This is a genomic window from Dehalobacter sp. TeCB1 (genome assembly GCF_001707455.1).
In the GTDB taxonomy this organism is placed as follows: Bacteria; Bacillota; Desulfitobacteriia; order Desulfitobacteriales; family Syntrophobotulaceae; genus Dehalobacter; species Dehalobacter restrictus.
The window spans coordinates 32,029-56,448 of sequence record NZ_MCHF01000014.1 but is presented as its reverse complement, the minus strand read 5'-3'; the positions used below and the strand labels follow the sequence as shown (position 1 = coordinate 56,448).

The 24,420-nt window shown below is 45.1% G+C and carries 26 protein-coding genes and 1 riboswitch; of the genes, 6 read left to right on the top strand and 20 right to left on the bottom strand.

Annotation, left to right across the window (positions count from 1 at the left end; all coding sequences use genetic code 11):
• Positions 1-93 precede the first annotated feature (93 nt).
• Positions 94-264: riboswitch (Lysine riboswitch) on the bottom strand.
• An 80-nt stretch (positions 265-344) separates the two neighbouring features.
• From scpB to A7D23_RS04370, 5 genes are read right to left on the bottom strand one after another with little or no spacing between them, the layout of a single operon-like run.
• Positions 345-881 (bottom strand): SMC-Scp complex subunit ScpB, encoded by a 537-nt coding sequence (gene scpB / locus A7D23_RS04390; RefSeq protein ID WP_019225540.1) that lies wholly within the window; start codon positions 879-881, stop codon positions 345-347.
• Positions 878-1,654 (bottom strand): segregation/condensation protein A, encoded by a 777-nt coding sequence (locus tag A7D23_RS04385; protein ID WP_019225541.1) that lies wholly within the window; start codon positions 1,652-1,654, stop codon positions 878-880. Before A7D23_RS04385 ends, scpB begins: the two co-directional genes overlap by 4 nt.
• Positions 1,654-2,628, bottom strand: coding sequence for a tryptophan--tRNA ligase (gene trpS / locus A7D23_RS04380; RefSeq protein WP_019225542.1), 975 nt, complete (start codon positions 2,626-2,628; stop codon positions 1,654-1,656). The genes A7D23_RS04385 and trpS overlap by 1 nt, the downstream gene beginning before the upstream one ends.
• Positions 2,629-2,672: 44 nt before the next feature.
• Positions 2,673-5,276, bottom strand: a complete 2,604-nt coding sequence (locus A7D23_RS04375; protein ID WP_019225543.1) for a CBS domain-containing protein — start codon at positions 5,274-5,276, stop codon at positions 2,673-2,675.
• Between the two features lie 30 nt (positions 5,277-5,306).
• On the bottom strand, positions 5,307-5,654 hold the full coding sequence (locus tag A7D23_RS04370) for a hypothetical protein (protein ID WP_019225544.1): 348 nt from the start codon (positions 5,652-5,654) through the stop codon (positions 5,307-5,309).
• A 211-nt stretch (positions 5,655-5,865) separates the two neighbouring features.
• Between A7D23_RS04370 and A7D23_RS04365 the strand changes: the two genes are divergently transcribed.
• Positions 5,866-7,200, top strand: coding sequence for an ArsB/NhaD family transporter (locus A7D23_RS04365; protein WP_019225545.1), 1,335 nt, complete (start codon positions 5,866-5,868; stop codon positions 7,198-7,200).
• A gap of 126 nt (positions 7,201-7,326) precedes the next feature.
• Here the strand turns inward: A7D23_RS04365 and A7D23_RS04360 are convergent, their stop codons facing one another.
• Positions 7,327-8,655, bottom strand: coding sequence for an MFS transporter (locus A7D23_RS04360; protein ID WP_019225546.1), 1,329 nt, complete (start codon positions 8,653-8,655; stop codon positions 7,327-7,329).
• Positions 8,656-9,261: 606 nt separating this feature from the next.
• Here A7D23_RS04360 and A7D23_RS04355 point away from each other — a divergent pair.
• A complete protein-coding gene (locus A7D23_RS04355) occupies positions 9,262-10,185 on the top strand; it encodes a DUF3102 domain-containing protein (RefSeq protein ID WP_038603193.1) in 924 nt (307 codons plus the stop codon).
• A gap of 235 nt (positions 10,186-10,420) precedes the next feature.
• Here A7D23_RS04355 and A7D23_RS04350 read toward each other — a convergent pair whose 3' ends face one another.
• From A7D23_RS04350 to A7D23_RS04310, 9 genes are all read right to left on the bottom strand, one after another.
• On the bottom strand, positions 10,421-10,987 hold the full coding sequence (locus A7D23_RS04350; protein WP_025205531.1) for a YdcF family protein: 567 nt from the start codon (positions 10,985-10,987) through the stop codon (positions 10,421-10,423).
• A 425-nt stretch (positions 10,988-11,412) separates the two neighbouring features.
• A complete protein-coding gene (locus tag A7D23_RS04345; protein ID WP_025205523.1) occupies positions 11,413-12,219 on the bottom strand; it encodes a dihydropteroate synthase in 807 nt (268 codons plus the stop codon).
• A gap of 42 nt (positions 12,220-12,261) precedes the next feature.
• Complete coding sequence (locus tag A7D23_RS04340; protein ID WP_025205521.1) at positions 12,262-13,380, bottom strand: uroporphyrinogen decarboxylase family protein; 1,119 nt, start codon at positions 13,378-13,380, stop codon at positions 12,262-12,264.
• A 1-nt stretch (position 13,381) separates the two neighbouring features.
• Complete coding sequence (locus A7D23_RS04335; protein ID WP_025205519.1) at positions 13,382-14,002, bottom strand: cobalamin-dependent protein; 621 nt, start codon at positions 14,000-14,002, stop codon at positions 13,382-13,384.
• 53 nt (positions 14,003-14,055) lie between these two features.
• Positions 14,056-14,511: a hypothetical protein gene (locus A7D23_RS04330; RefSeq protein WP_019225551.1), complete on the bottom strand. Its 456-nt coding sequence runs from the start codon at positions 14,509-14,511 to the stop codon at positions 14,056-14,058.
• A 4-nt stretch (positions 14,512-14,515) separates the two neighbouring features.
• Entirely contained in the window at positions 14,516-15,124 is a 609-nt protein-coding gene (locus A7D23_RS04325; RefSeq protein WP_025205517.1) for a GTP-binding protein, read from the bottom strand.
• Between the two features lie 111 nt (positions 15,125-15,235).
• Positions 15,236-15,976: a GntR family transcriptional regulator gene (locus A7D23_RS04320; RefSeq protein ID WP_019225553.1), complete on the bottom strand. Its 741-nt coding sequence runs from the start codon at positions 15,974-15,976 to the stop codon at positions 15,236-15,238.
• A 27-nt stretch (positions 15,977-16,003) separates the two neighbouring features.
• Positions 16,004-16,642 (bottom strand): cobalamin-dependent protein, encoded by a 639-nt coding sequence (locus tag A7D23_RS04315; RefSeq protein WP_019225554.1) that lies wholly within the window; start codon positions 16,640-16,642, stop codon positions 16,004-16,006.
• Positions 16,643-16,930: 288 nt separating this feature from the next.
• Entirely contained in the window at positions 16,931-17,203 is a 273-nt protein-coding gene (locus A7D23_RS04310) for a DUF4229 domain-containing protein (protein ID WP_025205516.1), read from the bottom strand.
• A 171-nt stretch (positions 17,204-17,374) separates the two neighbouring features.
• On the opposite strand from A7D23_RS04310, the gene A7D23_RS04305 reads away from it, so the two are divergent.
• Complete coding sequence (locus A7D23_RS04305; RefSeq protein ID WP_025205514.1) at positions 17,375-17,800, top strand: hypothetical protein; 426 nt, start codon at positions 17,375-17,377, stop codon at positions 17,798-17,800.
• A gap of 96 nt (positions 17,801-17,896) precedes the next feature.
• Here A7D23_RS04305 and A7D23_RS04300 read toward each other — a convergent pair whose 3' ends face one another.
• The 4 genes from A7D23_RS04300 to spoVAC are packed head-to-tail and all read right to left on the bottom strand — an operon-like array spanning position 17,897 to position 21,306.
• A complete protein-coding gene (locus A7D23_RS04300) occupies positions 17,897-19,420 on the bottom strand; it encodes a spore germination protein (RefSeq protein WP_025205513.1) in 1,524 nt (507 codons plus the stop codon).
• Positions 19,421-19,424: 4 nt separating this feature from the next.
• Positions 19,425-19,787, bottom strand: coding sequence for a stage V sporulation protein AE (spoVAE, locus tag A7D23_RS04295; RefSeq protein WP_025205511.1), 363 nt, complete (start codon positions 19,785-19,787; stop codon positions 19,425-19,427).
• A 13-nt stretch (positions 19,788-19,800) separates the two neighbouring features.
• Positions 19,801-20,811: a stage V sporulation protein AD gene (spoVAD, locus tag A7D23_RS04290; protein ID WP_025205510.1), complete on the bottom strand. Its 1,011-nt coding sequence runs from the start codon at positions 20,809-20,811 to the stop codon at positions 19,801-19,803.
• Between the two features lie 24 nt (positions 20,812-20,835).
• Positions 20,836-21,306, bottom strand: coding sequence for a stage V sporulation protein AC (gene spoVAC / locus A7D23_RS04285; RefSeq protein WP_025205509.1), 471 nt, complete (start codon positions 21,304-21,306; stop codon positions 20,836-20,838).
• A gap of 191 nt (positions 21,307-21,497) precedes the next feature.
• Between spoVAC and A7D23_RS04280 the strand changes: the two genes are divergently transcribed.
• From A7D23_RS04280 to sigF, 3 genes are read left to right on the top strand one after another with little or no spacing between them, the layout of a single operon-like run.
• Positions 21,498-21,815, top strand: coding sequence for an anti-sigma factor antagonist (locus tag A7D23_RS04280; RefSeq protein WP_019225561.1), 318 nt, complete (start codon positions 21,498-21,500; stop codon positions 21,813-21,815).
• A gap of 30 nt (positions 21,816-21,845) precedes the next feature.
• Entirely contained in the window at positions 21,846-22,283 is a 438-nt protein-coding gene (spoIIAB, locus tag A7D23_RS04275) for an anti-sigma F factor (RefSeq protein WP_015042555.1), read from the top strand.
• Positions 22,284-22,297: 14 nt separating this feature from the next.
• Positions 22,298-23,080, top strand: a complete 783-nt coding sequence (sigF, locus tag A7D23_RS04270) for an RNA polymerase sporulation sigma factor SigF (RefSeq protein ID WP_019225562.1) — start codon at positions 22,298-22,300, stop codon at positions 23,078-23,080.
• A gap of 79 nt (positions 23,081-23,159) precedes the next feature.
• Here sigF and A7D23_RS04265 read toward each other — a convergent pair whose 3' ends face one another.
• Entirely contained in the window at positions 23,160-24,332 is a 1,173-nt protein-coding gene (locus A7D23_RS04265) for a D-alanyl-D-alanine carboxypeptidase family protein (protein ID WP_019225563.1), read from the bottom strand.
• Between the last annotated feature and the right edge of the window lie 88 nt (positions 24,333-24,420).

Below are 24,420 nucleotides of genomic sequence, written 5' to 3'. Positions count from 1 at the left end.
TATTTTCAAATACACGAAAAAAGTTTACGGATACTACCCGTAAACCTGAAAAATCCTATTTTCCCGGCATATCAAACGCCGGTAATTTGAAAGGTTCCGAATAGCGCTTCATTCCGTTTCAGAATGACAGTTTTATACTCTTTCAGTATAAACCCAGCCCGACTCTTGGCCATCATCCGGCTTCGGCAGTGTTTCCTTTCTTTATTCGTCATCGACTGGCATCTCGGAATCATTACTCTTAAGCACTGCGCCTCTATCCCTAAAAATATTCAATTTGCCCAATTATTTTAGCACATCCGACAGAAAAGGACAACTTCCGATAAGAATAATTCCTGTCTGATCGATTAAGCTTCCTCTTCCTCTTCTGCCGTATGCTCCAGCGGCGGGAGATCCTGAATAGATTTCAGGCCAAAGTGGATAAGGAAATCTTCGGTTGTCCCGTAAAGGATCGGCCGTCCCGGACCATCCTTCCGTCCCAAGTCTTTGACCAGCCCTCTTTCAACCAGCGTGGCCAGCGCCCGGTCGGATTGGACGCCGCGGATGAAATCAATTTCGCCGCGGGTAATCGGCTGTTTGTAAGCAATAATCGACAGGACTTCCAACGCTGCATTCGATAGTATCTGAGAAGGATGTTTGTACAAGACTTCGATGTAACCGGCAAGTTCAGGCTTCGTTCCGAGCCGGAAACCCTGTTCCAGCTCAATAAGCACCAAACCGCTCGCGGGATCTTCATATCTGTCTTTTAGTGCCTGCAGAAATTCAGGCACATGATCGGCCGGTATCTCCAGTATCTCTGCAATTTTCGTCATGCTCAGCGGTTCCTTGGCCACAAAAAGCAAAGCTTCCAGGGCAGCAATTTCCGTATCCTGAAACAGCATCATCCCGATTCCTCATTTCGAAAGTCCCAAGCTTTTTCGGTTGGAACCAAAAATATTTCATTGGCCTCCTTGCTTTGCTCCGCCCTGACCTTTCCTTCTTTGAGCAGCTCAAGCAAAGCGATAAAGGCTACCACAATTTCTACCCTCGATCCGTATCTTAGAAGCTGACTGAACTTCAGCCCTTTGGGATGTAGGATCATTCTGCGCATGATGTCGCTCGTCATCATCTCCACAGGGATTTCTTCGACCTGTACATACTGGATATCCTCACCTTTTTCAACCCGCTCCAGAACAGCTTGGAACGCCTTGAACAAATCCTCCATGACAATGCCCTGCAAAGGGTTCGGCGGCGGGATTCTGGAAAGGATCTCTTCAAGATCGATTTCCCGGAAATACCTGCTGCCCAGTGTTTCGTCCCTCGAACTCAAAAACGAGGCAATGTTTTTAAAAGCCCTGTAGGTGACAAGCCTTTCCACAAGGTCTTGTTTCATCTCTTCTTCCAGCAGCAGTTCCTCTTCGGTCTTTTGCGGTTTTGGCAGCAGCTGCCGTGATTTCAGATACAACAGATGGGCCGCCAGCACCAGAAATTCCGAAGTCACTTCCATATCCAGCGCTTCTAATCTGCGGACAGTAGCGATGAATTGATCGGCAATGAGCGCGATCGGAATATCATAAATATCAACTTTATGCTCCTGGATCAGATGAAGGAGTAAATCCAAAGGGCCTTGAAAATTAGGGATTTCAACATAAGGGGCACGTTTTAGAGCATCATCCATCAGATCCCCAGCGCTGACCGGACTTCCGCCATGGTTGCTGCAGCGGTAATCCTGGCTTTTTCGGCGCCCTCCTGCAGTACTTTTTCAACCTTGCCGTCTTCATCCCAGAATAATCTTCTTTCCCGATAGGGGGCAAGCACTTTATCGATGTTTTCAGCCAGATACTTCTTACAGGCGACGCAGCCGATTTTGCCGGCGCAGCATTCTTCTTCGACCCGCTTTATATCCGGCGTATAAATATGATGAAACTTGGAAACCACACAGACTTCCGGATGTCCCGGGTCGTCCTTGCGGAGGCGCTCGGGATCCGTGATCATCTGTTTGACCCTGATATTGATTTCTTCCGTTGAGGCTGTAAGCGAGATTGCGTTGTTATAGCTTTTGCTCATTTTTCGACCGTCAACACCCGGCAGCAGCGGCACTTTGCCGATAAGGGCCTGCGGTTCGGGAAAAACGTTCCCATACAGGTAATTAAAACGGCGTCCGACTTCCCGGCAAAGTTCGATATGCGGGATTTGGTCTTCTCCTACCGGGACGGCTTTGGCCTTGTAGACGAGAATATCCGCCGCCTGCAGTAAAGGATAACCGAGAAAACCATACGTATGCAGGTCTTTGCCTTCGTTTCCGAGCTGCTGGAGCTGATCCTTATACGTCGGCACTCTTTCCAGCCACGAAATCGGCGTAAACATGGAGAACAAAAGGTGAAGTTCCGCATGTTCTTTGACCTGGGATTGAATGAACACCGCGCTCTTTTCAGGATCTATTCCGACACTCAGCCAGTCCAGAGCCATTTCTCTGATTAAAGCCTTAAGGTCAAGCTTATCTTCATAACCAGTGGTCAGCGCATGCCAGTCGACAATGCCAAAATAGCATTCATATTCATCCTGGAGCGCAGCCCAGTTCTGCAGAACGCTTAAATGTCCTATGTGCAGCGAACCTGTCGGCCGCATACCGCTAAAAATTCTGTTTCTCAAAGTCATTTCTCCCTTCAGAATTTTACAATTCATAAAGATCTATTTTATATTGGTTTATTATCTATGCAATCAGCTCTATCATTCTTTTCGAGCAGGATTTCGAGATACCTTTTTTCTTCATCCGGAGTCCGGATTTTTCCTTCGAGCCAGGCCAGCCGAATTTGTTTCAGGATGCTGCCGATTTCCGGTCCTTCCCTGACGCCTGATTGCCGCAGATCTTTTCCGGTTGTTTTCATCTGGATTCCCTCGCGCAGCAAACGGTATTTTTTCAGAGGGTCCGTATAGGCATCATCACTGCCAAGAATATTAAACAACAATAACGGAACTCCTGCAAGTAATTCATCAAGGTTTTTCAGATCGCTAAGATCTTCCAGTTTCAAGGCTTGCTTCAGCCGCAGGTATTCCAGCGTAATCCTTTTGAGAGATTTAGGTAAGGTCAGTCTGTCCAAAACAGCGGAAATCTCATTACTGTCCAGATTTTTCAGGCTGATGAGCCATCGTTCAGTCAATGACCTTTGCTCACCGACGGACTCCGCCTCCTCAAAATTCCAGGCATAATCTGCTTTAAACCAGGCTTTGAAAATACCGTTCCGTATTAATTCGCGGCCCATGCGCTGAAACTTGGCTTCCTTATAGATCAGGATCAGTTCTTCCGTAAAGCGTTCCGCACTGATTTTGGCAAAAACGTCCTCTTTTAAGGCGATTGGTATCGCATCCACCGTCACCTTGGCAAGTTTGAACGCATACCGAACGGCAAACTTTATCGCTCTGAGCATCCGGGTAGGATCGTCAATAAAGCTGAGGTTATGCAAGAAACGAATTTCCTTTTGCTGCAGGTCACGAAAACCGCCATAATAATCAATGATATCGCCAAAGTTGTCTTCGTTCAAACATAAAGCCATGGCATTAATGGTGAAATCTCTCCGGAGCAAATCCTCTCTGAGGGTTGACTCCTCCACAACCGGCAAAGCTCCGGGAAAATCATAATCCTCCCGGCGGGTTGAAGCAATGTCCAAATGTGTGCCGTTGCAGAAAATCAGACTGGCCGTGCCAAAGGATGCATGCAAGACCAATTTGTCGCAAGTCAGTTTTTTACTCAGAATCCTGCCCAGCTCAATCCCGTTGCCTTCGACAACTATATCCAGATCATTGTTCGGCATATTCATTAGTAAATCCCTGACAAAACCGCCAACCAGATAGACCTGGTTCCCCATTTCCGAAGCGGCTTCCCGAATTACCGCCAGATCATCCTGAATGTACTGGGGAAGCCCTGTAATATGCCGCAGGATCTCTTCCCGTCTGGCTATGCTTCTGTCTCTGGCAAGCTCATTTAAGGTCGGTACGACGCTGCCATAAATGAGCCGCATCACATCGGATCTCGACACAATGCCGGTAAGGATCTCGTTTTCCACCACCGGGATTCTGCCGATATCATGTAAAACCATCAGCTTCTGGACTTCTTCCCAACTTAAATCCGGCTGGACCGTGATCACGTCCCGGGTCATAAACCCCTTCACCGGAGCGTGCTGCAGCCCGTGTTTCAAGGCCTTGTCCACGTCCCTGCGCGAGATAATCCCGACAAGTTTTTCATCCTGGACAACAGGCAGACCGGTATGCCCGTACTTTAGAAGCATCTTGCCTACCTCTTCGATCGAGGTATCCGGGAAAACCGTTTTAACAGGATAACTCATGATGTCGCGTATCGTCGTTGGTTTCTCTGCCCTCAGCTTGATCTCTTCTCGTAACAGCCTGATGATGCTGTCTATATTGCCATTTTTGATTACGGCTGAAGCGGCTTTTTCATGGCCTCCGCCGCCAAAAGCCTGAACAATTTCATTGAGTGGCAGGCTGCTGCCTCCTCTTGCTCTGCCGACAAGATAGACCCGGTCTTCCATCTTCACGACGAGGAAAAAGATCTCCGCATTCTCAAATTCACCGATCCGGTGCGCAAGCAAAGCCAGCCCTGAAAAATACTCCCTGCTTTCGGCATAAGAGATAAAAACCGGCATTTCATTATATTTTTCGATCACGCCGTTATCCAGTAACTGCTGGAATAAGTCCTTTTGCTCCGAGGTAAGCGGTCTCTGCAGATACTCCGCCATAACGGCAAGCTCAGCCCCTTCTTCCACAAGATAGGCGGCTGCCAGCAGATCCCTCGGTGTTGTGTTTGCAAAAAGCAGGCTTCCGGTGTCATCATAAATTCCCAGAGCCATTAACGTCGCATCGAAACTGGTCAGGTTTATGCCTCTTTGCTGAATCTGTTCGACCAGAATCGTCGTACAGGCTCCGACCATTTCAATAATCTGGTTCTGACCATCCGGTTCGACGACAGGATGATGGTCAATGATCTCAATTGGGATGGTCCGAAGCCTGTCCATAAGCTTTTTATTGCCGATGGACCGTTCGATTTCCTGTGTATCCACGAGAATGATCTTTTCTACCTTGTCCACGTCAATATCTTTGAAGCGGTAGTAAGGCAATTGTTCTTTGGCCAGCGATAAAAATTCCTGTACATAAGAACTGTATTTGCCGTCGATTACCAATACGGCTTCCGGACATAGCTTTTGGGCTGCGGCCATCGCTGCAAGCGCATCAAAATCAAGAAATTGATGTGATAGGATAATGATCATCGCTGATTCTCCATCCATGCCCTTTTCGCCGATAAATCCAGAACGTCTTTACTGCTCAGCATCCTTATTTATCTCACCCATTGCCACGTCAATTTCATTCTGCGTCATACCTTCTTTTTTCAGCCGATGATCAATCGCATCGACCCAGAACCCGCATTTGGCAGCCATTTTTTTGAAAGCTTTACCGTTCACTTTACTTCTCTGGGCACGAGATTCGGCATTGCCCTGAATGATACTGCAGATATACCTGGCTTGGAAACAGGCAGCCTGGTCCATCTCGCTATATGTTTTGTTCAGCTGTTCAATCACACCGGTATAATACGTCTTGAATTCTTCAAATGCAATCTCCGTCTCCATTTGAAGGTATTCCTTCAATTTGGCCATTTTTTCGTCCATTGTACCCTCCTGTATCTCCTCTTCAGATAGAAACGATCTTTTTGATCTTGATTTTAATCTCTATCTATCTTAATTCCTATCCTATTATATAAGAAAATAAAGAATTTGGAAAATAAAAATATATTGAACCTGTTAGCCGGATACTTGTTGATTAATTTGCCAGGAGTGCCATAATGTATTAGGAAAAAGTTTACTGTCGAAGCCGTACCCTATGTATACCGATGCAGAAAAGACGAAGGAAAAAGACGAAGGAGGCCTTTCAGCAATGGAATTCACACCTGCCATGACACTGTCTGTCATTATCTTTGCAGCTGCCTATCTGCTCATCGTTACTGAAAAGATCGACAGAGTGATCATCGCGCTCGGCGGCGGCGTTCTGATGGCGCTTACGGGGCTATTAGACCATGAGAATCCTTACGAAGCCATCGACTTTAATACACTTGCCCTGCTGATCAGCATGATGGTGATCGTTATGATCACCCAGCGCACCGGTGTGTTCGAATTTCTGGCCATTAAAGTTGTCAAGCTGGCCAAAGGAGAACCCTGGAAAGTGTTGGTGTACCTTTCCTTCATTACAGCGATTGCTTCAGCCTTTCTGGACAATGTAACCACAATTCTGTTGATTCTCCCGATCACGCTGGATGTAACAAAAGACCTTAAGATAAAGCCCATCCCGTTCGTCATCAGCCAGATCTTTGCTTCGAATATCGGCGGCACGGCGACCCTGATCGGCGATCCGCCAAATATCATGATCGGGACGAAAACAGGCTTAAGCTTTATGGATTTTGTTATTAATGTTGCGCCAATCATTGTTCCTATCCTGTTCGTCACCATTGGAGCATTTCTGCTGGTCTATAAAAAATATCTCCATACAAAAGAAGAGAATAAAAAAAAGGTCCTGCTGCTCAACGAATATGAAGCAATCAAGGATAAAAAGCTCCTTACTAAATGCCTAATCGTACTGGGCCTGACCATCCTGGGCTTTATCTTGCATAGCGTTTTAAATTATCCGTCTTCGGTCGTAGCAATGACCGGAGCAGTCCTTCTTCTGCTGATTTCCGGAGTCAACCCGGAGAGAGTATTTAAAGAAGTCGAGTGGAAAACGATCTTCTTCTTTGCCGGTCTTTTTATGCTGGTGGACGGTCTGGAACGGGCCGGAGTTTTGGAGGTGCTTGCGAAAAGTATTGTTCAGCAAACCAACGGTGATATGTTTTTACTCGGAATGGCCGTTCTCTGGGTTTCCGCGATCGCTTCGGCCTTTGTTGACAACATCCCGTTTACCGCGACCATGATCCCGCTGATTCAGGAAGTCGGCGTGCTGACCGGAATGGACATTACACCGTTATGGTGGGCGCTCTCACTGGGGGCCTGTCTGGGCGGAAACGGCACCATTATCGGGGCAAGCGCCAATGTCGTGGCTTCCGGTATGGCCGAGGAAGCGGGATACAAAATAACCTTCGGCCAGTACTTTAAAGTCTGCTTCCCCATAATGCTGATCACCGTCGCCATCAGTACGGTTTACCTTGTTCTGCGCTATTTGATTTAGTTTAATACAAGATGCCTCTCAACAATTATTACCCTGTATCCCTGCTTTTTTAAAATTAAATATCTAGATATGCTTCCTGACTCCGGAAATTCTTGCAGACAATTGATTGCTGTTTCAATCGACTATCTATTCCCTATTAATGGGAGATGCAGCTTTCTTAGCGATTAGTTGAGAAACCACAACACAGATCACTATCAAAAGAAACGGTACCGTTGCGAATACGATAAAGTTTGTTATCAAAGACGCCTCTTGGGCTATCAACATTCCTCCAGTCATCGGTGCGAAAGATCCGCCGAAACGCCCCACTGCATTAGCCCATCCTAATCCGGTCCCACGGAAGGCAAGTGGATAGCTGACTGATATGAATGTAAAGATCAATCCCAATAACCCATACATACCAGCTCCAAGGACAAACAGAACAATTGATACCAGAATTGTATCTAGTTTCAGCATCAAGAGCAGAACAACAAGGGCAGGAACCGCTGCATATAAGGATAGTGTATTTTTAAGTCCAATTTTATTGGCTAACGGACCCGATAGAAGGATACCAGGTATTGACCCGAGGATGAAAGTGAAAAAGAACGTGAGACTGGATCCTAAGTTATATCCTGCACCCATCATCATTTTAGGCAGCCATGTTACTAAGCCGTAAATGATAAACATACATAGTGCCATGATTAACCAATATAAAATAGTATTCACAGCCATGCCATTTCTAAATAGACTTAGGAATGATCCTTTGTCGGAAGGTCGGATTTCTGTTTCGTATTGCTCGTCTATGCTAGGAGTGTATTCAGGGGCAACTAATTTTAAGATCTTTTGAATTTTTTTTCTTTTATCGTCTTTTATCAATTTTTGCATAGATTCAGGTAAGTAAAAAATACAAAAAACAATTAAAATCAGGGGAATAAAACCAATCAGAAACATTGGTCTCCACCCAAACGATGGCAAAATAGCCATACCTGCCAAAGTGCTCAACATTCTTCCAAGCGGCATTCCCAGAGTCGTCGTGTTCATCAATTGAATACGATTTTTTAAAGGACTATATTCAGCAAGCATAGCAAAGGTAACTGGGGCAATTCCGGCAGCACCCATTCCTGTTAAAACTTGGTATAAAGAAAACTGCCATACTGTTGTTGCAGTTCCCATCAGACCTGTGAACATCGCGTAAAAGCCAATAGCTAACATGAATACTTTTTTATTACCTATTTTATCAGCTAACATTCCAAATATTATTCCGCCGGCAATCATTCCATATAGTGTATAACTACCAATTAGGCCAAAAACTGTTGGCTCAATACCAGTATCTTGAATCAGCGAAGGAAGGGAAGTACTGTAAACCCCCTGAGCGTATCCATCAAATAATAGACCCAAGAAAGCTAATACCGCCACGATAACAAAAAATCTATTCATTTTGCTTTGGTCGATGGTTTTTGGAACATTTACAGTACTCAATTAACTTATCTCCTTTTTATTAATCCTAATCTTTAAATTGCGTTCTTAAAAGTAAAACCTCGCAAAAACATACAACATCACCGTAACCGCTTAATTTCTGACTATTTCTTCTCTATCAAAATCAAAACGCAGCTCTCAACATGCCTTGAATATAAAAATTTTTATACACTTCATGCGTATCAAGATCCTTGGCAGCAAACTTGCTCAGCACCTCAGTTATACGGTTATTCTTCCCACAGGCTGGATCATGTAGTCTTTTAAAAAGAGCTTTGAACCGTCATCGGCACCATCTTCACCATCACCATTCCGACGCCGAAACCGGACTTGACCGGCAAGCAAGATATCAAGATCATTGATACCACAATCAATGATCTGTATGAGAGGACAAGCTAAACCAGGGTAACGTTACCTCAGCCAAATTAAAACAGGCGGCCGCAAGGCCGTCTTTATTTATGTATTTATTTACTTCCTTCAATAACTGAAGCGTTTGAAAGCGCTTTCAAATTCTTCGATTTCAGAAATTTTACCGCATGGAAGATTCACATCGCAAGGCTTGACAACATATCATACGAAATAAGAGTACAACCAGTAGGAGGATCATTAACCATGGATGCCAATAATATAAACGATATAAACGATATAATCGAAAGGACGCCGGACATTATCGCCGCTGAAATAACCATGATCAAAGAACAGGCCAAAAAATACATGTTAGTCAGCGCCATTGAAATAGGCCGACGCCTTTTGGAGGCCAAAGAAAAGATCCCTTATGGTAAATATGGTTTATGGCTGGAGAACGCCGTGCAGTATACCGAGCGCACAGCCTATCATCTTATGCGCATAGCGGAAGAATACGGTCCTGAGCTGCACGGCATCCCCGACTCAAGCGCCGCCGCCTCCGGCATCAGCGCGAAAACAGAGCCGTTTGCCAAGATGGGTTATACCCAGGCAATCATTCTCCTGGGGCTTCCGGCGGAGGAACGCGCGGAGTTCATTACCCAATTTGATCTTGAGAATATGTCCGTCCGCGAGCTGCAGCAGGCGGTCAATGACAGGAAACAGGCCCTCGCTGAGAAAGAGGCGCTGCAGAAAGAGAGTGGTGCCCAAAAGAGCGCCATCTCCCAATTATCCAATGAGCTTGGCCAGGCGAAAAAAGAAGCCACGGATAACCTGCAAGCCGTATGGGCCGAGCAGGGAAATGTTTTGAAGCTGCAGCGGAAGCTTGACGTACTTGAAAATGGAAATGCAGCAGCCAAGCGCATCGCCGAGATAGAACTTGAAAGCAAGATCTTAAAGCTCAACCTGTCCATGACCCAGGCAGACGCCCGCTTCGATCTGATAGCCAAAGGATTCGACGATCTGTTTATCGCCATCAAAGAAATGGCCGCAGCGGACCCGAATGCTTTCAAGTTTTATTTAATTCAGACCAACCAGTTTATATTAAAAACATCGGCGAAATTAAAGCGAATTGAGAGAGCTGTTCTCGCCGCTCCCAAAGTTCCGGCAACTCCTGAAGCTCCCACCCCATGAGCGCTCTTAAAAAAGCTGTCGGTCGGTGGGATGATCCCACGATTGGCAGCTTTATTTCTTTAAAACAAAGAGCTCAGTTTTCGGAAATAACAAACTAAACAATAAGAAAATTAAACAATCTTCATACGTTCTGCCAACATAGGTTCGTACATCATAATTGCATGATTTTCCGTGACAAAATCATCACCTATTTGATTATCATCAAGATCAAACACTTTACACGTCGGCAAATATCCTACTTTATTAGAAGATACATATAATATCCAATAAATTCTCTTGTTAAGGAGTATAAATCACGTAGTTCAAAGGTTGTTGCATGAGCAGAATAAACCTTGTTAATACCAACCTTGTGCATTGCTAATGTCGTTCTGGTTATATGGTAGTACTGGGTAATAACCATTGCACTTTGAAAATTATTCCGATCCATAATAACCTTAGAATTCTTAGCGGTCATAAATGTATCAACACCATGGCTGTCTTCAATGATCACATTTTCAGGTATTCCTGCTTTTACCAGGTAATTTTTCATTACTTTGGCTTCGTCAAACCCTTCCTTACCTGTGCCCCCACTGACAATGATATATTGAAAATATTTGTCTTTATAGAGTTCTGCGGCTTTATCTAATCTACCCTGCAATCTTTGTGACGGAGTTCCATCCAATTCAACCTTATTTCCTAAAACGATCCCAACATCACACTGACCCAGGTTATTGGCTAATCCATCAATCGTGATCAAAATAGTATGTGATAGAAACCATAATAGACCGGCAATTATTATTACTTTAAAAAACCTCTTCAGCATCATTTACCTCTCTGTAAAGCTTTAAGCTCATCCTTTCTGATATTCCTCAGCGAAATATCCGTCTTTTTCGCTTGCATACTTATAACTGGTATTTATTTCTAATATAACATGGTGCGTGACCAACTTCCATGTTTTTATGACCATTTCGTTTGTTTATAAAAATTCTCTGATTCTAACCCAAATCTTACTCAATAATTCAAAAAAGACGCTGTTTGAATCTGGCATCTCCTTGACGGCAGGCCATATTAAGTAATGTCCAAATAAGATAAAACTGCGCACATATTTGCGTTAAGAAGACACCCGCACAGTTTTAAAGAGATTCTCACCTGAGACTCAGGTTGAAATAGCCCAGATTAAGGAAATTGGCAAGCAAAAAAATGCCTGAAAGTATCAACCAATCAGACATTTTTTCTTTCAGTCCAGTTCTAGTTTTTTCTGCTGAAATTCGTTTTTGAGGCTTTCGTATAGTTTCTGCAGAAACGGTCCCTGCCCAGCAGAAGCTCTGTGGCATATAATGACTCAATCAGCTGCACATTACTCGGATTGACAACCGCCGAATCCATTCCGGCTTCCAGGGCCAGTGTCAAAAAGGTCCTGTTGATCAAGGCGCGTTCGGGCAGCCCGAAAGAAACATTGCTGAGCCCTCCGCTGATATGGGCTTCCGGGTAGGTAGCCTTGATTGTCCGGATACATTCAAACACCGTCTTGGCTGCCGTCTGGTCTGTGGCTACAGCCATAATCAACGGGTCAATAAAAATCTTCTCATCCGGAATCGCCATTTCTCGTGTTGCCTTAAATATCTTTTCCAGAACGACCATTCTCTCTGCCACGGTCTTAGGCATATCGGATTTGGACTCATCCATAGCCAGTGCGATGACCGGGCAGTTTCTTTCTTTAATTAGTGGAAGGAAGCTTTCCAACCTCTTACTGTCGCCATTGATGGAATTGATCATGGGCGTTGCGCGGATAACCCCCATGGCGGCTTTAATGGCTGACGCTGTTGAACTGTCAATGCAGATGGGGACGTCAACCACCGCCTGAACCGTCTCGATCAACCAGAGTAAATCCTCGGTCTCCCGATTGGGGTCGGTCCCGGCATTAACGTCGAGATAATCTGCCCCTGCTTCCGCCTGGGATATGGCAATCCTCTGAATATATTCGGCATCCCTCTCTAATACTGCTTTTTTGATTGCGCTTCTTGTACCATTGATTGATTCACCGATAAATATCATGCGAATATACTCCCTATATAATCATTAGAATTCATCGCTTTATTAAAATTCTGCTGCCGCCTTAAACATTGCTACCATATTTTCGAACTTAGCATTGGCCGGGGCATCACATCCTGGAGTCACAAAAACCCCCTCAGTGCCGATATCATCCAGAAGTCTCTTCACATAGTCGCTGACTTGTTCCGGAGTGCCTGTAGCCAGCAGCTGGGCCGGTACGTCTCCCATAAACGCTATATGATCCCCTAATTTCTTCTTGGCGTTTCTTAAATCGGTCATGCCATCGGTATTCAGGATGCACTTTTTGGCCGGCACTTCCAGAAATCTCTCAATATCCCGATCCCAATTCTGATCGAGATGGAAAATCGGGGTTAGCCCATTATCAACCAAGGTTATTGCTGCATCATATATATAGGGCCATACTAATTTTTCCCATATTTTTGTTGACACTAAGGCACTGGCTCCACGCCACCCGCCTACCCAAGTGCCAACTCCCTGAGCCGCCTTGGCAATCCCGACTGCAGAATTTACAATATCAGGCAGCATAGCGTCCAAAGCTGCTTTTACTTTGTCCGGCATTTTATAGCAGTCCATATAGAACTGTCCCATAGTGCGGGCGCCACAAAGCATTTCAAAGGGCGGACTGATCATGGAAGCGGTAATGACCGGATAACCGGCATTAATATATTTCCCGGCATCTTTGGCTCCATTTTCCTGATTATACCGGATAAATTCCTGAAATTCCGCCATATCAGCCACTTGAGGAAATATTTTTTCAAACAGCCCATTGTAGCCCTTTTCAATAACCAGATCATAATCTGCGTCCTGCATTACCTTTTTTTCTTCGACTTGCCAGAGGGAATTCTCCGGAAGATCCCTGCCCGGTACCTTTATTTTAGAAAACCATGCTGTGGCCAGCGCTATGTTGGGCTTTGGCATGTATCCACTGTTCAGGCAGTCAACAGGTGCGGTGGCATTAATCTCATTGACATAGTCAATGAATATGTCCAGCCCCTTTTCCTGATCGTTTATATACTCCGCCATGGTTATCCCCATGTGTGCCGGAGGAGTTGCCGTTCCAATATAACAAGAGGTTACTGAATCATTTTCAAAGACAATGGTTTTCTTGGCTTTTTCCAGGCGTTCAAGATATAACGGATTCATATCAGATCAACTCCTTACATACTCTTACCGCATCCTGGGCATCTTTGCCGAATGCATCCGCTCCTGTAAATTCCACAACTCCCTGGTCAACCGGTCCGCCGCCGATCATGATCTTCACTTTATCCCTTAGCCCCGCAGCTTCCACTGCCGCCACCGTAGCTTTGACTGAGTCGTATGCGGTGGTCAGGAGGCAGGAAAGCCCAAGTACCTTGGCGCCGCTGTCCTGCAAAGCCTGGACAAAAGCCTCTGGCGTTACATCAACGCCCACATCCACAACATCAAAGTTTCCGGCCTTAAGCATGGCAACCACCAGATCCTTGCCGATATTATGAATATCCCCCTGAACTGTGCCGATGACAACTTTTTCCGCATTGGAGCTTCCTAACACTTTGAGAAAAGGAGTAACAATTTCATTGACGCTCATAAAAATTGCCCCTGCCATCATCAGGTCGGAAACAAAGTATTCCCCCTTCTGGAACCGTTTGCCGATCTCCACCATACCTTCCTGGCATGCCCCGAAAATTTCTACCGGGTCAATGCCTGCGTCAAGTTGTCTTCGTACCTCAAGTATAACCTTTTCGTCTTCCAGGCCTGCAGTCATCTGGATCAATACATTGCTCACGTCAATTTTCCCCCTTTGTCCTTTAAATATTATTAAATTTTATCTATAACCACTCAGTGGTTATGATTATGGTTGGGGTCCTCGTGGTGATGTGCATGATGCCCGTGATGGTCATGAGCAGCTTTTTCAAGATTGAATGTGCTTTCAAGCAGAAACTCTTTTTTTATTTTCTTGGAAACTCGCCTTAAGACTTGAACTGCGTCTTCCTCCGCAACTCCATAGACCAACGAATTCAGGATTAGAGGAATGCTGTGATAAGATGATTCCCCTACGGATACAACCTCTGCAGGTATGTCGCACTTAAACTTGCTGAATTTTATGTACTCTTTTTTATTAAGGATGGAAATTGCTTTAATATGCCCTATATACACCTTTGGCCTCTGGCACAGTTCACTGGAGTATTGCGAAAAATAATAGTTGACAATATCCGCCCACCGTTTGACGGATGCTTTATCCTGAAGGATCAGTCTGATGCTGAATGTAACCGGATGAAAATGATCTTGATGCATTTACTCACCTCTTTACGATCAGATCCGCAATATACCCAGACAATTCCCCCGACAAGGATTGACTTGCATCAATCAGGAAGTTTGGTGAATGTGGTCCATGGGTCAAGGCCAATTCCCGGCATTTTTCAATGGACTCCCCGTCTGCCAGGTCTATTTTATTGATCAGTACACAATCCGCTAGCTCAAGACTGGAAATCAGGAGTGGCGTTAATATCTCCAAAAACATCTCAATCCGGGTGGGATCCAAAATAAAGAAGTTTGCAATTCTCTCTTTCTCGATGCCAAAACTGATCAGGGAATTGTAAACGGTTTCCGGATTGGCTGCTCCACTGGGCTCAATGATAATTACATCCGGATGATAATTCTTTTCCAGCTCCTGAATCGTATGTTCCAGGCTGACGGATAACGTGCAGCAGATACACCCGCCGAAGATTTCCCAGACGTTATATCCCAGCTGCTTCATATATTGGTTATCGATGCCGATTTCCCCGGCTTCATTGACGATAAGAGCCGCTTTGATATTTCTTTGCGCTAAAGATTCCACCAGCTTTACGATAAATGTCGTCTTTCCTGAACCCAAAAAACCAGACACAAATACGATTCTGGTGAACATCTTCAGCTCTCCTTTTTAAAACTTCAATATGTACCTGTACGTACTAGTTAATTTAATATTATACCCTGTTATTGAGAATGTCAATCGGCCAAATGATAATTGTCTGTTAATTCAAAATATTTTTTTACTTGCATCTTCCTCCGGAGTTTTCGCCGTAAGCATAAAATACTCCTTACGAATATAAAACAAGCTGTAAGTCAGTGGAGAATGGTCATCCTTTTTCATGATCCTCTCGCTGATTTCAAATACATCCTCGCCCGGGGCAATACTCAGTCTCATGCAGATGTCTTCACCGGCCTTTACCACTTTGATAACCAGCTCTTTAGTTAAGCCAAAGGTTTCTTCCCCAAAAGCCAGCTTCTTATCCAAGTTATATGCATAATTGGCAAAGTTAATTCTGTCCTCAACCACTGGAGTATTGGGTATGTATTGGGTATTGACAACTTCGAGAGCCACCGGCTGATCATCGCTGTAGACTAATCGTTCGACTCTCACCACCCGTCCGTTCTCCTGCAGCAAAAGGTTATCCATTACATCATCCGAAGCGGTATTCACTGTAACCGATAACAGTTTGATCCGGTCAACTTTGGACAGCAGATTATCGTAACGGTTAAAACGGAATTGATAAACATCGGTATCTGGTTTTTTGACAAAATTGCCTTTACCTGGAACGGAATAAATATAGCCCTGATTGGATAATAACGATAAGCTTTTTCGTAAGGTCATTCTGCTTACGCCGTATTCTTTCATCATTTCCGATTCCGACTTCAGCATATCCCTAGGAGAAAGATGCCCGGAAACTATTGCTTTCTTGATTTCTTCAACGACTGCCAAATATAAAATATCAGCCAACGATCATTCATCCTTCCTGTGAAAAAGCTAACTGTTTTTCCCGACCCATTCCTGGCATATTTTAAGCCCTTTATACGCATCGTTGACAATTTCGTCCGCCAGGTTAATGTTGGAATATTTTTTACTGATCGCAGTCCCGCCTATGATTATTTTCAGGTTATCTCTTAACCCTGCATCTTTGATGACATCAATCGTCTTAAAAATATAATTGATTGAGGTGGTCATGGTGCAACTTAAGCCCAGAATATCCGGGTTATATTTCCGTATGCCTTCCACAAATTTTTGAGGAGGAACATCCACCCCCAAGTTGATTACTTCAATGCCCCCGGAAGCCAATAACTCCGTCATAATATCTTTGCCGATATCATGAATATCATCGCAAACCGTACCAATTAAGATCCGTCCCTTGTTTTGAGGACTATTGGCACTGGAAGAATCCTTCATTTCTTCCAGTGCCAGGACTTCTTTGACGAGCATACCGGAAACGATCAGATCCCCGATGAAATACTCTCCTCTTTCATACTTTCTCCCGACTTCTGTAAGGCCTAAGAATATCTGATTTCGGATTTCCTTGGGCTCAATCTTCTGAGACAGCATTCTCTCTACCTCTTCTTTTGCGCTGTTAATATCGAGCATCTTTACGTATTCACTCACTTTATAATCCAAAGTATCCCCTCCTTACGTACCTGTACTTACTTACATTATAAATAAACACTAAAGGTATTTCAATTATGCAAACCGTCAAAAATATCACTATTAGCAATCGCTTCAACCCGCTCAGGTATTGCTACCGATAATAAACTTGTCACTTGTTCTATATATAAAGTAACAGGAGTTATGAGTTGATGGAAATAAGTAACGGTTCATAATCCAAGAAAAAAGTTAAAAAACATCATCCGCCTTTTAGAGCAAAGACAGACAAGCCCTGATAATTATTCAGGGCTTCGTACCTCATTATTTTTCGTCTAATTCCCGGTTAATTCTCTCCTCTATCTCCTGATCGGTTAGATCATACGCGTCCATCAATTCCCTGGCCCTTTGTCTCTGTTCATAGTAGTAGGCGCGTTTTCTCCGCCTGAGTTCTGAGATATCACTGCCCCTATCATCGGTCCAGTCAACGTTCCGTCGGCGTCTGATCGCTTTAAAGAAAAAATACGAAAGCGACGCTGTGACGACCAGCATCAAAAGCGCCGTAAGCGGACTTCCAAAACCAAAACCTATGATCACGATTAACCTCTCTCCATAAATTACCATGATTGTATCACAATGGCAATTTATTTCGTATAATACCTTAGCATGGTCAACGCTATATCTTCTTTCTTTATCATATCATATTTTTGTTGAGTTTTAATGCCTCCAAATCAGGTATCCGGTACGAATTAATTGAGGGAGATCAACATGAGCAATATGTTGTTTACCAACCATATATCTTTGGCAGCAGCTGCAAACGATCCGCGTTATTTTTCTATGGCCAGAGGGAATTACGCTAATCCCCGGACAGTTTCATACCCGTATTCCCGTACAGGACAGACAGGACAGCCAAGGGCCGTACTTCCGGCGGCATTTTTACCCGGTACCGTCCTACCGGCTGCAAATCTGCCTGGTACACTCCTGCCGGGACCGGTTCTGCGAAGTCCTGTTCCCCCCTCTTCTATCCTTTCAGGTTCTTATCAAAACGGCTATCTGATGCCTGCCGCCCGGCAGGTGACTGTCTCTGCAAATAATCTGAATAAGATCCTAATCGCCATTTTACTTCTTGTTTCCCTGGACTTGGTGTTTGTCCGGCCGGGCCGCTCTTTGCCATCCATGGCATCGCGGCACTAGGCCATCCGTAGCCGTCGCCGCTCTTTGCCATCCATGGCATCGCGGCACTAGGCCATCCGTAGCTGTCGCCGTTCCTTGTCTTCTGTGACCATCCGTCTAGGGATTTGTTCTTTCTTTAGGCTGACTTTCCTTAGTCTGTCTATCCTTAGGCTGTCTGATTCGGTCCTTCGGTTTGAAGATGCTCGGTCTAAGGTTGTTAATCGGGACCGGATTACGTATCAGGATTGTGGACAGCGCCTTGATATCCATTGGAATCAATGGCCAGAGATACGGTACACCAAAAGAATTGGTCCGCAGCAGAACAAATAGAACAAGCAAAACGCCTGCTCCAAATCCCCAGAAATTAAACAGCCCGGCAGCCAGGACAAGGAATAGGCGGACAAGCCTGTTAGCCTGAGCCAGTTCATAACTTGGTGTCGCAAATGTCCCGACTGCCGCAATAGCGGTATACATTACAACCTCCGGTGTAAACAGCCCGACCTGTATAGCCACATCACCCATCATGAACACCGCGATTAAACCCAGGGCTGTAGCCAGAGGCGACGGGGTATGAATTGCCGCCATTCGCAGCATATCGATTGACAATTCTCCCATTAGCACCTGAAACAACAAAGGAATTCTAGCCGGTTTTTGCACTCCAATAAACTGAAGTCCTTCGGGAAGCAGCTGCGGATTCAAAGCTGCAGCGAGCCAAAGCGGCGTAAGAAACACGGACAGAAATATCGCGATAAACCTGACCCACCGCAAATACATACCCACAACCGGCTCTTGGCGGTATTCTTCCGCATGCTGGACATGATGCCAGAACGTACAAGGTGCGATAATAATACTCGGAGAAGTGTCGACCATCACAATAACATTGCCTTCAAGCAGATGTATTGCTGCTACATCAGGCCTTTCCGTATACCTGACTCTTGGAAACGGGTTCCAGAATTTACTGCCGAGGATGAACTCTTCAACCGTTTTTTCCGCCATGGGTATACCGTCAATTTTTATATTTTTGATTTCTTTTTCAATATACTCCACCATTTTGGGATTCGTTATATCTTCAATATAAGCAATGCAAACATCCGTCTTGGAACGGCTGCCTGCTTTCACGAGCTTCATCCGCAGGCCCGGATCACGCAGCCGGCGGCGGATCAATATTGTATTAAAAACCAGTGTCTCCGTGAACCCATCGCGTGAACCCCTTGTTACCCGCTCAATATCCGGTTCCTGTGGCATGCGGCCCGGATAAGTCCTGAGATCTACAATGATAGCCTGCGTTCTTCCCTCAATCAGTATCGCCATTGTTCCGGATAACAGAAAGTAGATGACTTCATCCATGGCTTCGACTTCCGAAACCTGCAGGTCAACTATTTTAGACTTTACAAGCTTGTCTACCGCATTCACGGCGAGTTCCACACGTTCAATCTTCGAAAGCACTTCCAGAATCATATTGCTGGCAGGTCTGCTGATCATTCCATTGACGGAATAGATTGCAATCTTTTTGCCGCCGATGTTCATTTCCCGAAGTACAATGTCAAAGCTTTCAGGTACGCCGAGTTTTTGATTCAAATAACTGACGTTTTCCTGATAGTTTTTGGAAATGCTCATTGTCGTTTCTGCTGTTGAGCTCATATCATCAACCTTTCGGATTAAATATAATTGCTGTCAGATAGCCGAACAATACCGCAACAGCAATTCCTGTTGCACCGGCCTGAACACCGCCGGCCAGAACCCCAAGTATGCCGCCGCTTTGTGCTCCTTCGATCGCACCTTTGACCAGCGTATATCCAAAACCGGAAAGCGGCACGGTTGCACCGGCACCTCCGATTCTAACCAGAGGTTCATAAAGCCCTAGTCCGCCAAGAATAACTCCGCCGGTCACGTACCCGACCAGCACATGTGCCGGCGTGATTTTGGCTTTCGTCAGGTCCATCAGCAGCTGTCCGGCGACGCACAGAAGTCCGCCAACCAGAAAAGCAGATAGAATGTTATTCAGCATCAAAAGACCTCCCTTAACTCATTTCAATCGACACGGCATGACCAATTGCCGGCATGGATTCACCCTGTTGGGATGATACAGAACTATGAAGGCTTCCGCTTCCGACAAATAAGATTTTTTGCAGTTCTCGGCTTTTCAATTTATTCAGGAGATGCCCTGTCAGCACGACCGCGGAACAGCCGCACCCGCTCCCACCGGCATGCGTATCCTGTTCGCTGCTGTAAATCATCACGCCGCAATCCGAGAAGTTATTGGACAGCTGCAGGCCGCTTCGTTTCAAAACCTCAAGTAAGAGTTGAAGCCCGACCGTCCCGAGATCTCCGGTAATGATCAAATCATAATAATCCGGCTGACGACTGAGGTCCTGAAGATGATTCAGGATGGTGTCGGCAACAGCAGGCGCCATGGCCGCACCCATATTATTGGTATCGGTTTCACCGTAGTCTAAGACCCTGCCAATCGTTGCACTTGTGATTTTGGGTCCTTCTCCTTGAGCAGCCAGAAGGATGCTGCCTGCTCCTGTTACCGTCCACTGGGCATACATTGCTCTCTGGTTGCCCTGCTCATTTGGAAAACGGTATTGTCTCTCTGCTGTCTCATGATGACTGGATGCACTGCAAAGTACTTTAGACGCGAACCCGCCGTCGATCAGCATTGCACCGAGGGCCGTGGAAAGCGCCATCGTCGAGCAAGCGCCATAGAGGCCGATAAACGGAAGACCGATTTTTCTGGCAGCATAGTTCGACGAAATAATCTGGTTCAGCAGATCCCCTGCCAGGTTATAATCCACGGAATCCAGCGGAACATTTGCCTTGGCCGCAGCTCTCGTCATGGAAGTTTCCAGCATTTTTATTTCCGTTTTTTCCCAGGTCTTTTCCTGCCCATAACTGTCTTTTAAGACCATGTCAAAAGTATCTTTTAGCGGACCCTGTCCTTCCTTGGGTCCGACAACGTTATACCCAGCCAGAATAACCGGCGGCTGCTTAAAAACAACCGTCTGATTGCCTGCTCTTTTGGAATGCAACATGATTTCCTTCTTTCTCCGTGATTATCTGATCAATAAATAGATCAAGCCAACAATGATTGAACTTGTAATTCCATAAACCAAAACTGGGCCGGCAATCGTAAAAAGCTTCCCGCCTACACCGAACACATAGCCTTCTCTCTTATATTCAAGTGCCGGTGAAACCATCGAGTTTGAAAAACCGGTCACGGGAATGATCCCTCCGGCTCCTCCGTATTTTACAATCGTGTCATAAACACCGAGACCGGTCAAAATAGCCCCTATCATTATCAGCGTTGCTGTTCCGGCTGTCTGAGCAGCCGTTTTAGCCAGCCCGAGGTAATTCATGTAAAAATTGACAATCATCTGGCCGAAACTGCAGATGATTCCGCCGACAACAAATGCCGACAGCGCATTTTTCAAAACCGTTGGTTTTGGCGAAAGCTTTTCTGTTAATTGTTTATATTCCTCCTGGGTCACCGCAACGGATGGAGAACGGAGCTTTGATTCCGACAATGATTTTCACCCCTTTTTTTGATTAATAATTCCCGATTTTTCGCTAAGAAATTCAGGTATTGTCAATTGTTTTATTTGTTTATCGACTTTATACCAGAATCAGTCAATAATTTCAGGACCAAGCACGAAGGAAATATTTGGGTGATGTCGAAGATAGATTTAACGACTTGTAATATAGGAGCGTGGCATCAATGAATAAAAGAATTGAACGACAAACCCTGCATTTATATCTTGAAGGCGAACTAGATATGAAGAATGCCAGTGAGCTAAAAAGCGTGATTGATCTGGATATAGAGAAAAAAGGAGTCAGGACGGTGATCTTGCATCTGGATGATCTCCGTTTCATAGACAGTTCCGGTCTAGGGGTTATTTTGGGACGATATAAAAAACTGCTTCCTCTCGAAGGAAAACTTAAAATTGCCAATGCTCCGCCGCATATTTACCGGATCATGGAACTGTCGGGGCTTCCCAAAATTATAGAATTTTTACCAAAAGAACCTGCCGTATAAATGAATTTAGAGTTGAAAGGAGAATAATCAATGGAAGTCAATAAAATAATCCTGACATTCTCGAGTCTGCCGCAGAATGTAACAATCGCCCGCATGCTGGCCTCTTCGCTCGGAGCCCAAATGGATTTGGCCTTAAGCGAGCTTGAAGAACTGAAGGTCGCTGTCTCTGAAGCAGTTTCCAACGCAATTATCCATGGTTACAGCAATGCACCTGATCAGTTTGTCACGTTAGAGCTGGAGGCAGATGAAACGAAAATTTCCATACAAGTAACCGATAACGGCTGCGGTATCCCCGATGTGAATCAGGCCATGCAAGCTTCTTATTCTACGGACCCTGACAGAATGGGACTTGGTTTTATCTTTATGCAGTCCTTCATGGATGAACTGCGGGTTGAGTCTGAAGTTAACAAAGGAACCAAAGTATTGATGGTGAAATACTTAAGCCACAACCGTCCGTCCTCTCATTAAGAGGGGGTGTGAAGATGATTCAACGACTTTCAGATATGAACCTGCCCCGTTTTCCCCTGCTCTCCGACCAAGAATTGATGGAGCTTTTACACAAAGCCCAAAATGGCGACATCGATGCCCGGGAGCGTTTGGTCAATTGTAATTTGAAGCTCATTTTTAATATGATCCAGCGTTTTTCCCACAGGGGATATGATCTGGAGGATCTCTTTCAGATTGGCACCATTGGCCTCATCAAAGCCATCGATAAATTTGATTTCTCGTACGGTGTTAAATTTTCCACGTACGCCGTACCGATGATCATTGGAGAAATCCGAAGATTTTTGAGAGATGACCATCCTATTAAAGTTCCACGTTCTTATAAAGAGCTGGTTTACAAAATCAACCGTTCCCGGGAAAAGCTTTCCTCGGAATTAAATAGAGAACCCACGCTGAACGAAATTGCCGAAGATATCGGCACACCGAGTGAAGATATCATACTCGCCATCGAAGCAGTGCAAAGCCCGTCGTCGATTCATGATACGCTTTATCAGGACGATTCTGATCCTATTTATGTTATTGATCAACTTCCGCAGGAGAAGGATGCCGATCCGGGATGGTTTGAAAAAATTGCCCTGCAGGAAGTTCTCGATAAACTGCCCGGAAGGGAGAAAGAGGTTCTGTATCAGCGATTCTTTGAGGACAGAACGCAAAATGAAATTGCTAAAGTCATGAACCTCTCCCAAGTCCAGATTTCCAGGATCGAACGCGCGGCCTTACTCCATTTAAAGCAGATTTTGAACGACAGTCCTTATGAGTAGATCGCTTTGTAAATCCCGTTAACAACAAAGATAAAGTGGCTTTGCTCGGATTAGTCAACGTTATGTTGGAATCGAGCTACTAGTTGGCATAGATCGGCGGGATCATGCTGTAGGACTGCCGGACCGTACGCTTGAACATCTCCAGCAGTCCTGCTTTTCCAACTTCTTCTCCAGCTACAAGCTTTATGCTGTCTGCTTCTTTCTGACCGCAATAAATGATCATCTCTCCGAGCTGCTGTCCCTTGGCAATTGGTGCGGATACCGGGTTTGCAAAATACCTGGTTTCAATCCGGCATTCTTTCTCCTTCCCTTTTTCAATACACAAGCCGACAGCTTCCTGACTGACAAGGTCAACTGTTTGCAGCTTCCCTTTATGAACAATGACTTCTCCCTGTTTGGAACCGGCAGGGGCAAATTCTTTATAAACATAATTGGCAAAACCATAATTGTACATCTTCATAGACTCCTGAAAATGGCCTCTGACCTGCGGGACTCCCATGACAACACAGATCAGTCTCAGGCCATCTCTTTTTACAGTTGAGGCCAAGCAGTATTTTGCTTCCTGCGTCCAGCCGGTCTTAAATCCATCGGTTCCCTCATACCACCATAAAAGTTTATTGGTGTTCCACAATTTAAAATCACCGTTGCGCAGTTCATATTCCTTCATGGATGTCAGCTGTGATACCAGCTGGTATTTGAGTGCTTCCCTGCCTAAAATCGCCAGATCATAGGCACTCGTGTAATGCCCCTCAGCCGGCAGTCCGTATGCGTTGGCAAAATGGGTATTCTTAAGTCCTAATTCCTTGGCCTTTCTGTTCATCGAATCCACGAATTCCTCATGGGTTCCGAAGATATGTTCCGCAACAGCCACGCAGGCATCATTTGCCGACCCTACTGCGATCGAGATCAAAAGTTCTTTCAGGGTGAACTTCTCTCCTGGTTCAAGATATATTTGCGATCCGCCGAGAGAAGAGGCATTCTCACTCGCCGTCACCGTGTCGGTCAGTTTGACTTTGCCCTCTTCAACAGCTTCTGCTGCCAGCAGCATTGTCATCAGCTTCGTAACGCTTGCCGGAGGCAGTTCCTTGTGAGCATTCTTTTCATAAAGAATTTTGCCCGTTGCCGCATCCATAAGAATGGCACTTTCAGCGGATGTCTCAATATTTGCGGCCTTTACCGGCACCGCAATCCATCCGAGCAAACATGCCGCGGCCAGAACCACTGTCAGCATCCGTAAACAAAATTTAGGCATACTAAAACCTCCCAAGCTAAATTGTGTTTGTTGTTTTAGTATGCCCTTATAAAATTAAATCATGTTATGTTTCCAATATTCTTCAGAT

Coding starts and splice junctions, on each gene's coding strand:
- A7D23_RS04370 (WP_019225544.1), bottom strand. CDS start 5,654: ATGGACGAAAAAATGGCCAAATTGAAGGAATACCTTCAAATGGAGACG.
- A7D23_RS04265 (WP_019225563.1), bottom strand. CDS start 24,332: ATGCCTAAATTTTGTTTACGGATGCTGACAGTGGTTCTGGCCGCGGCA.
- A7D23_RS04300 (WP_025205513.1), bottom strand. CDS start 19,420: ATGAGCTCAACAGCAGAAACGACAATGAGCATTTCCAAAAACTATCAG.
- spoVAE (WP_025205511.1), bottom strand. CDS start 19,787: ATGCTGAATAACATTCTATCTGCTTTTCTGGTTGGCGGACTTCTGTGC.
- A7D23_RS04340 (WP_025205521.1), bottom strand. CDS start 13,380: ATGAATCCGTTATATCTTGAACGCCTGGAAAAAGCCAAGAAAACCATT.
- spoIIAB (WP_015042555.1), top strand. CDS start 21,846: ATGGAAGTCAATAAAATAATCCTGACATTCTCGAGTCTGCCGCAGAAT.
- A7D23_RS04330 (WP_019225551.1), bottom strand. CDS start 14,511: ATGCATCAAGATCATTTTCATCCGGTTACATTCAGCATCAGACTGATC.
- A7D23_RS04350 (WP_025205531.1), bottom strand. CDS start 10,987: ATGCTGAAGAGGTTTTTTAAAGTAATAATAATTGCCGGTCTATTATGG.
- A7D23_RS04365 (WP_019225545.1), top strand. CDS start 5,866: ATGTATACCGATGCAGAAAAGACGAAGGAAAAAGACGAAGGAGGCCTT.
- A7D23_RS04345 (WP_025205523.1), bottom strand. CDS start 12,219: ATGATATTTATCGGTGAATCAATCAATGGTACAAGAAGCGCAATCAAA.
- A7D23_RS04385 (WP_019225541.1), bottom strand. CDS start 1,654: ATGGATGATGCTCTAAAACGTGCCCCTTATGTTGAAATCCCTAATTTT.
- A7D23_RS04305 (WP_025205514.1), top strand. CDS start 17,375: ATGAGCAATATGTTGTTTACCAACCATATATCTTTGGCAGCAGCTGCA.
- scpB (WP_019225540.1), bottom strand. CDS start 881: ATGATGCTGTTTCAGGATACGGAAATTGCTGCCCTGGAAGCTTTGCTT.
- A7D23_RS04375 (WP_019225543.1), bottom strand. CDS start 5,276: ATGGATGGAGAATCAGCGATGATCATTATCCTATCACATCAATTTCTT.
- A7D23_RS04355 (WP_038603193.1), top strand. CDS start 9,262: ATGGATGCCAATAATATAAACGATATAAACGATATAATCGAAAGGACG.
- A7D23_RS04325 (WP_025205517.1), bottom strand. CDS start 15,124: ATGTTCACCAGAATCGTATTTGTGTCTGGTTTTTTGGGTTCAGGAAAG.
- A7D23_RS04280 (WP_019225561.1), top strand. CDS start 21,498: ATGAATAAAAGAATTGAACGACAAACCCTGCATTTATATCTTGAAGGC.
- sigF (WP_019225562.1), top strand. CDS start 22,298: ATGATTCAACGACTTTCAGATATGAACCTGCCCCGTTTTCCCCTGCTC.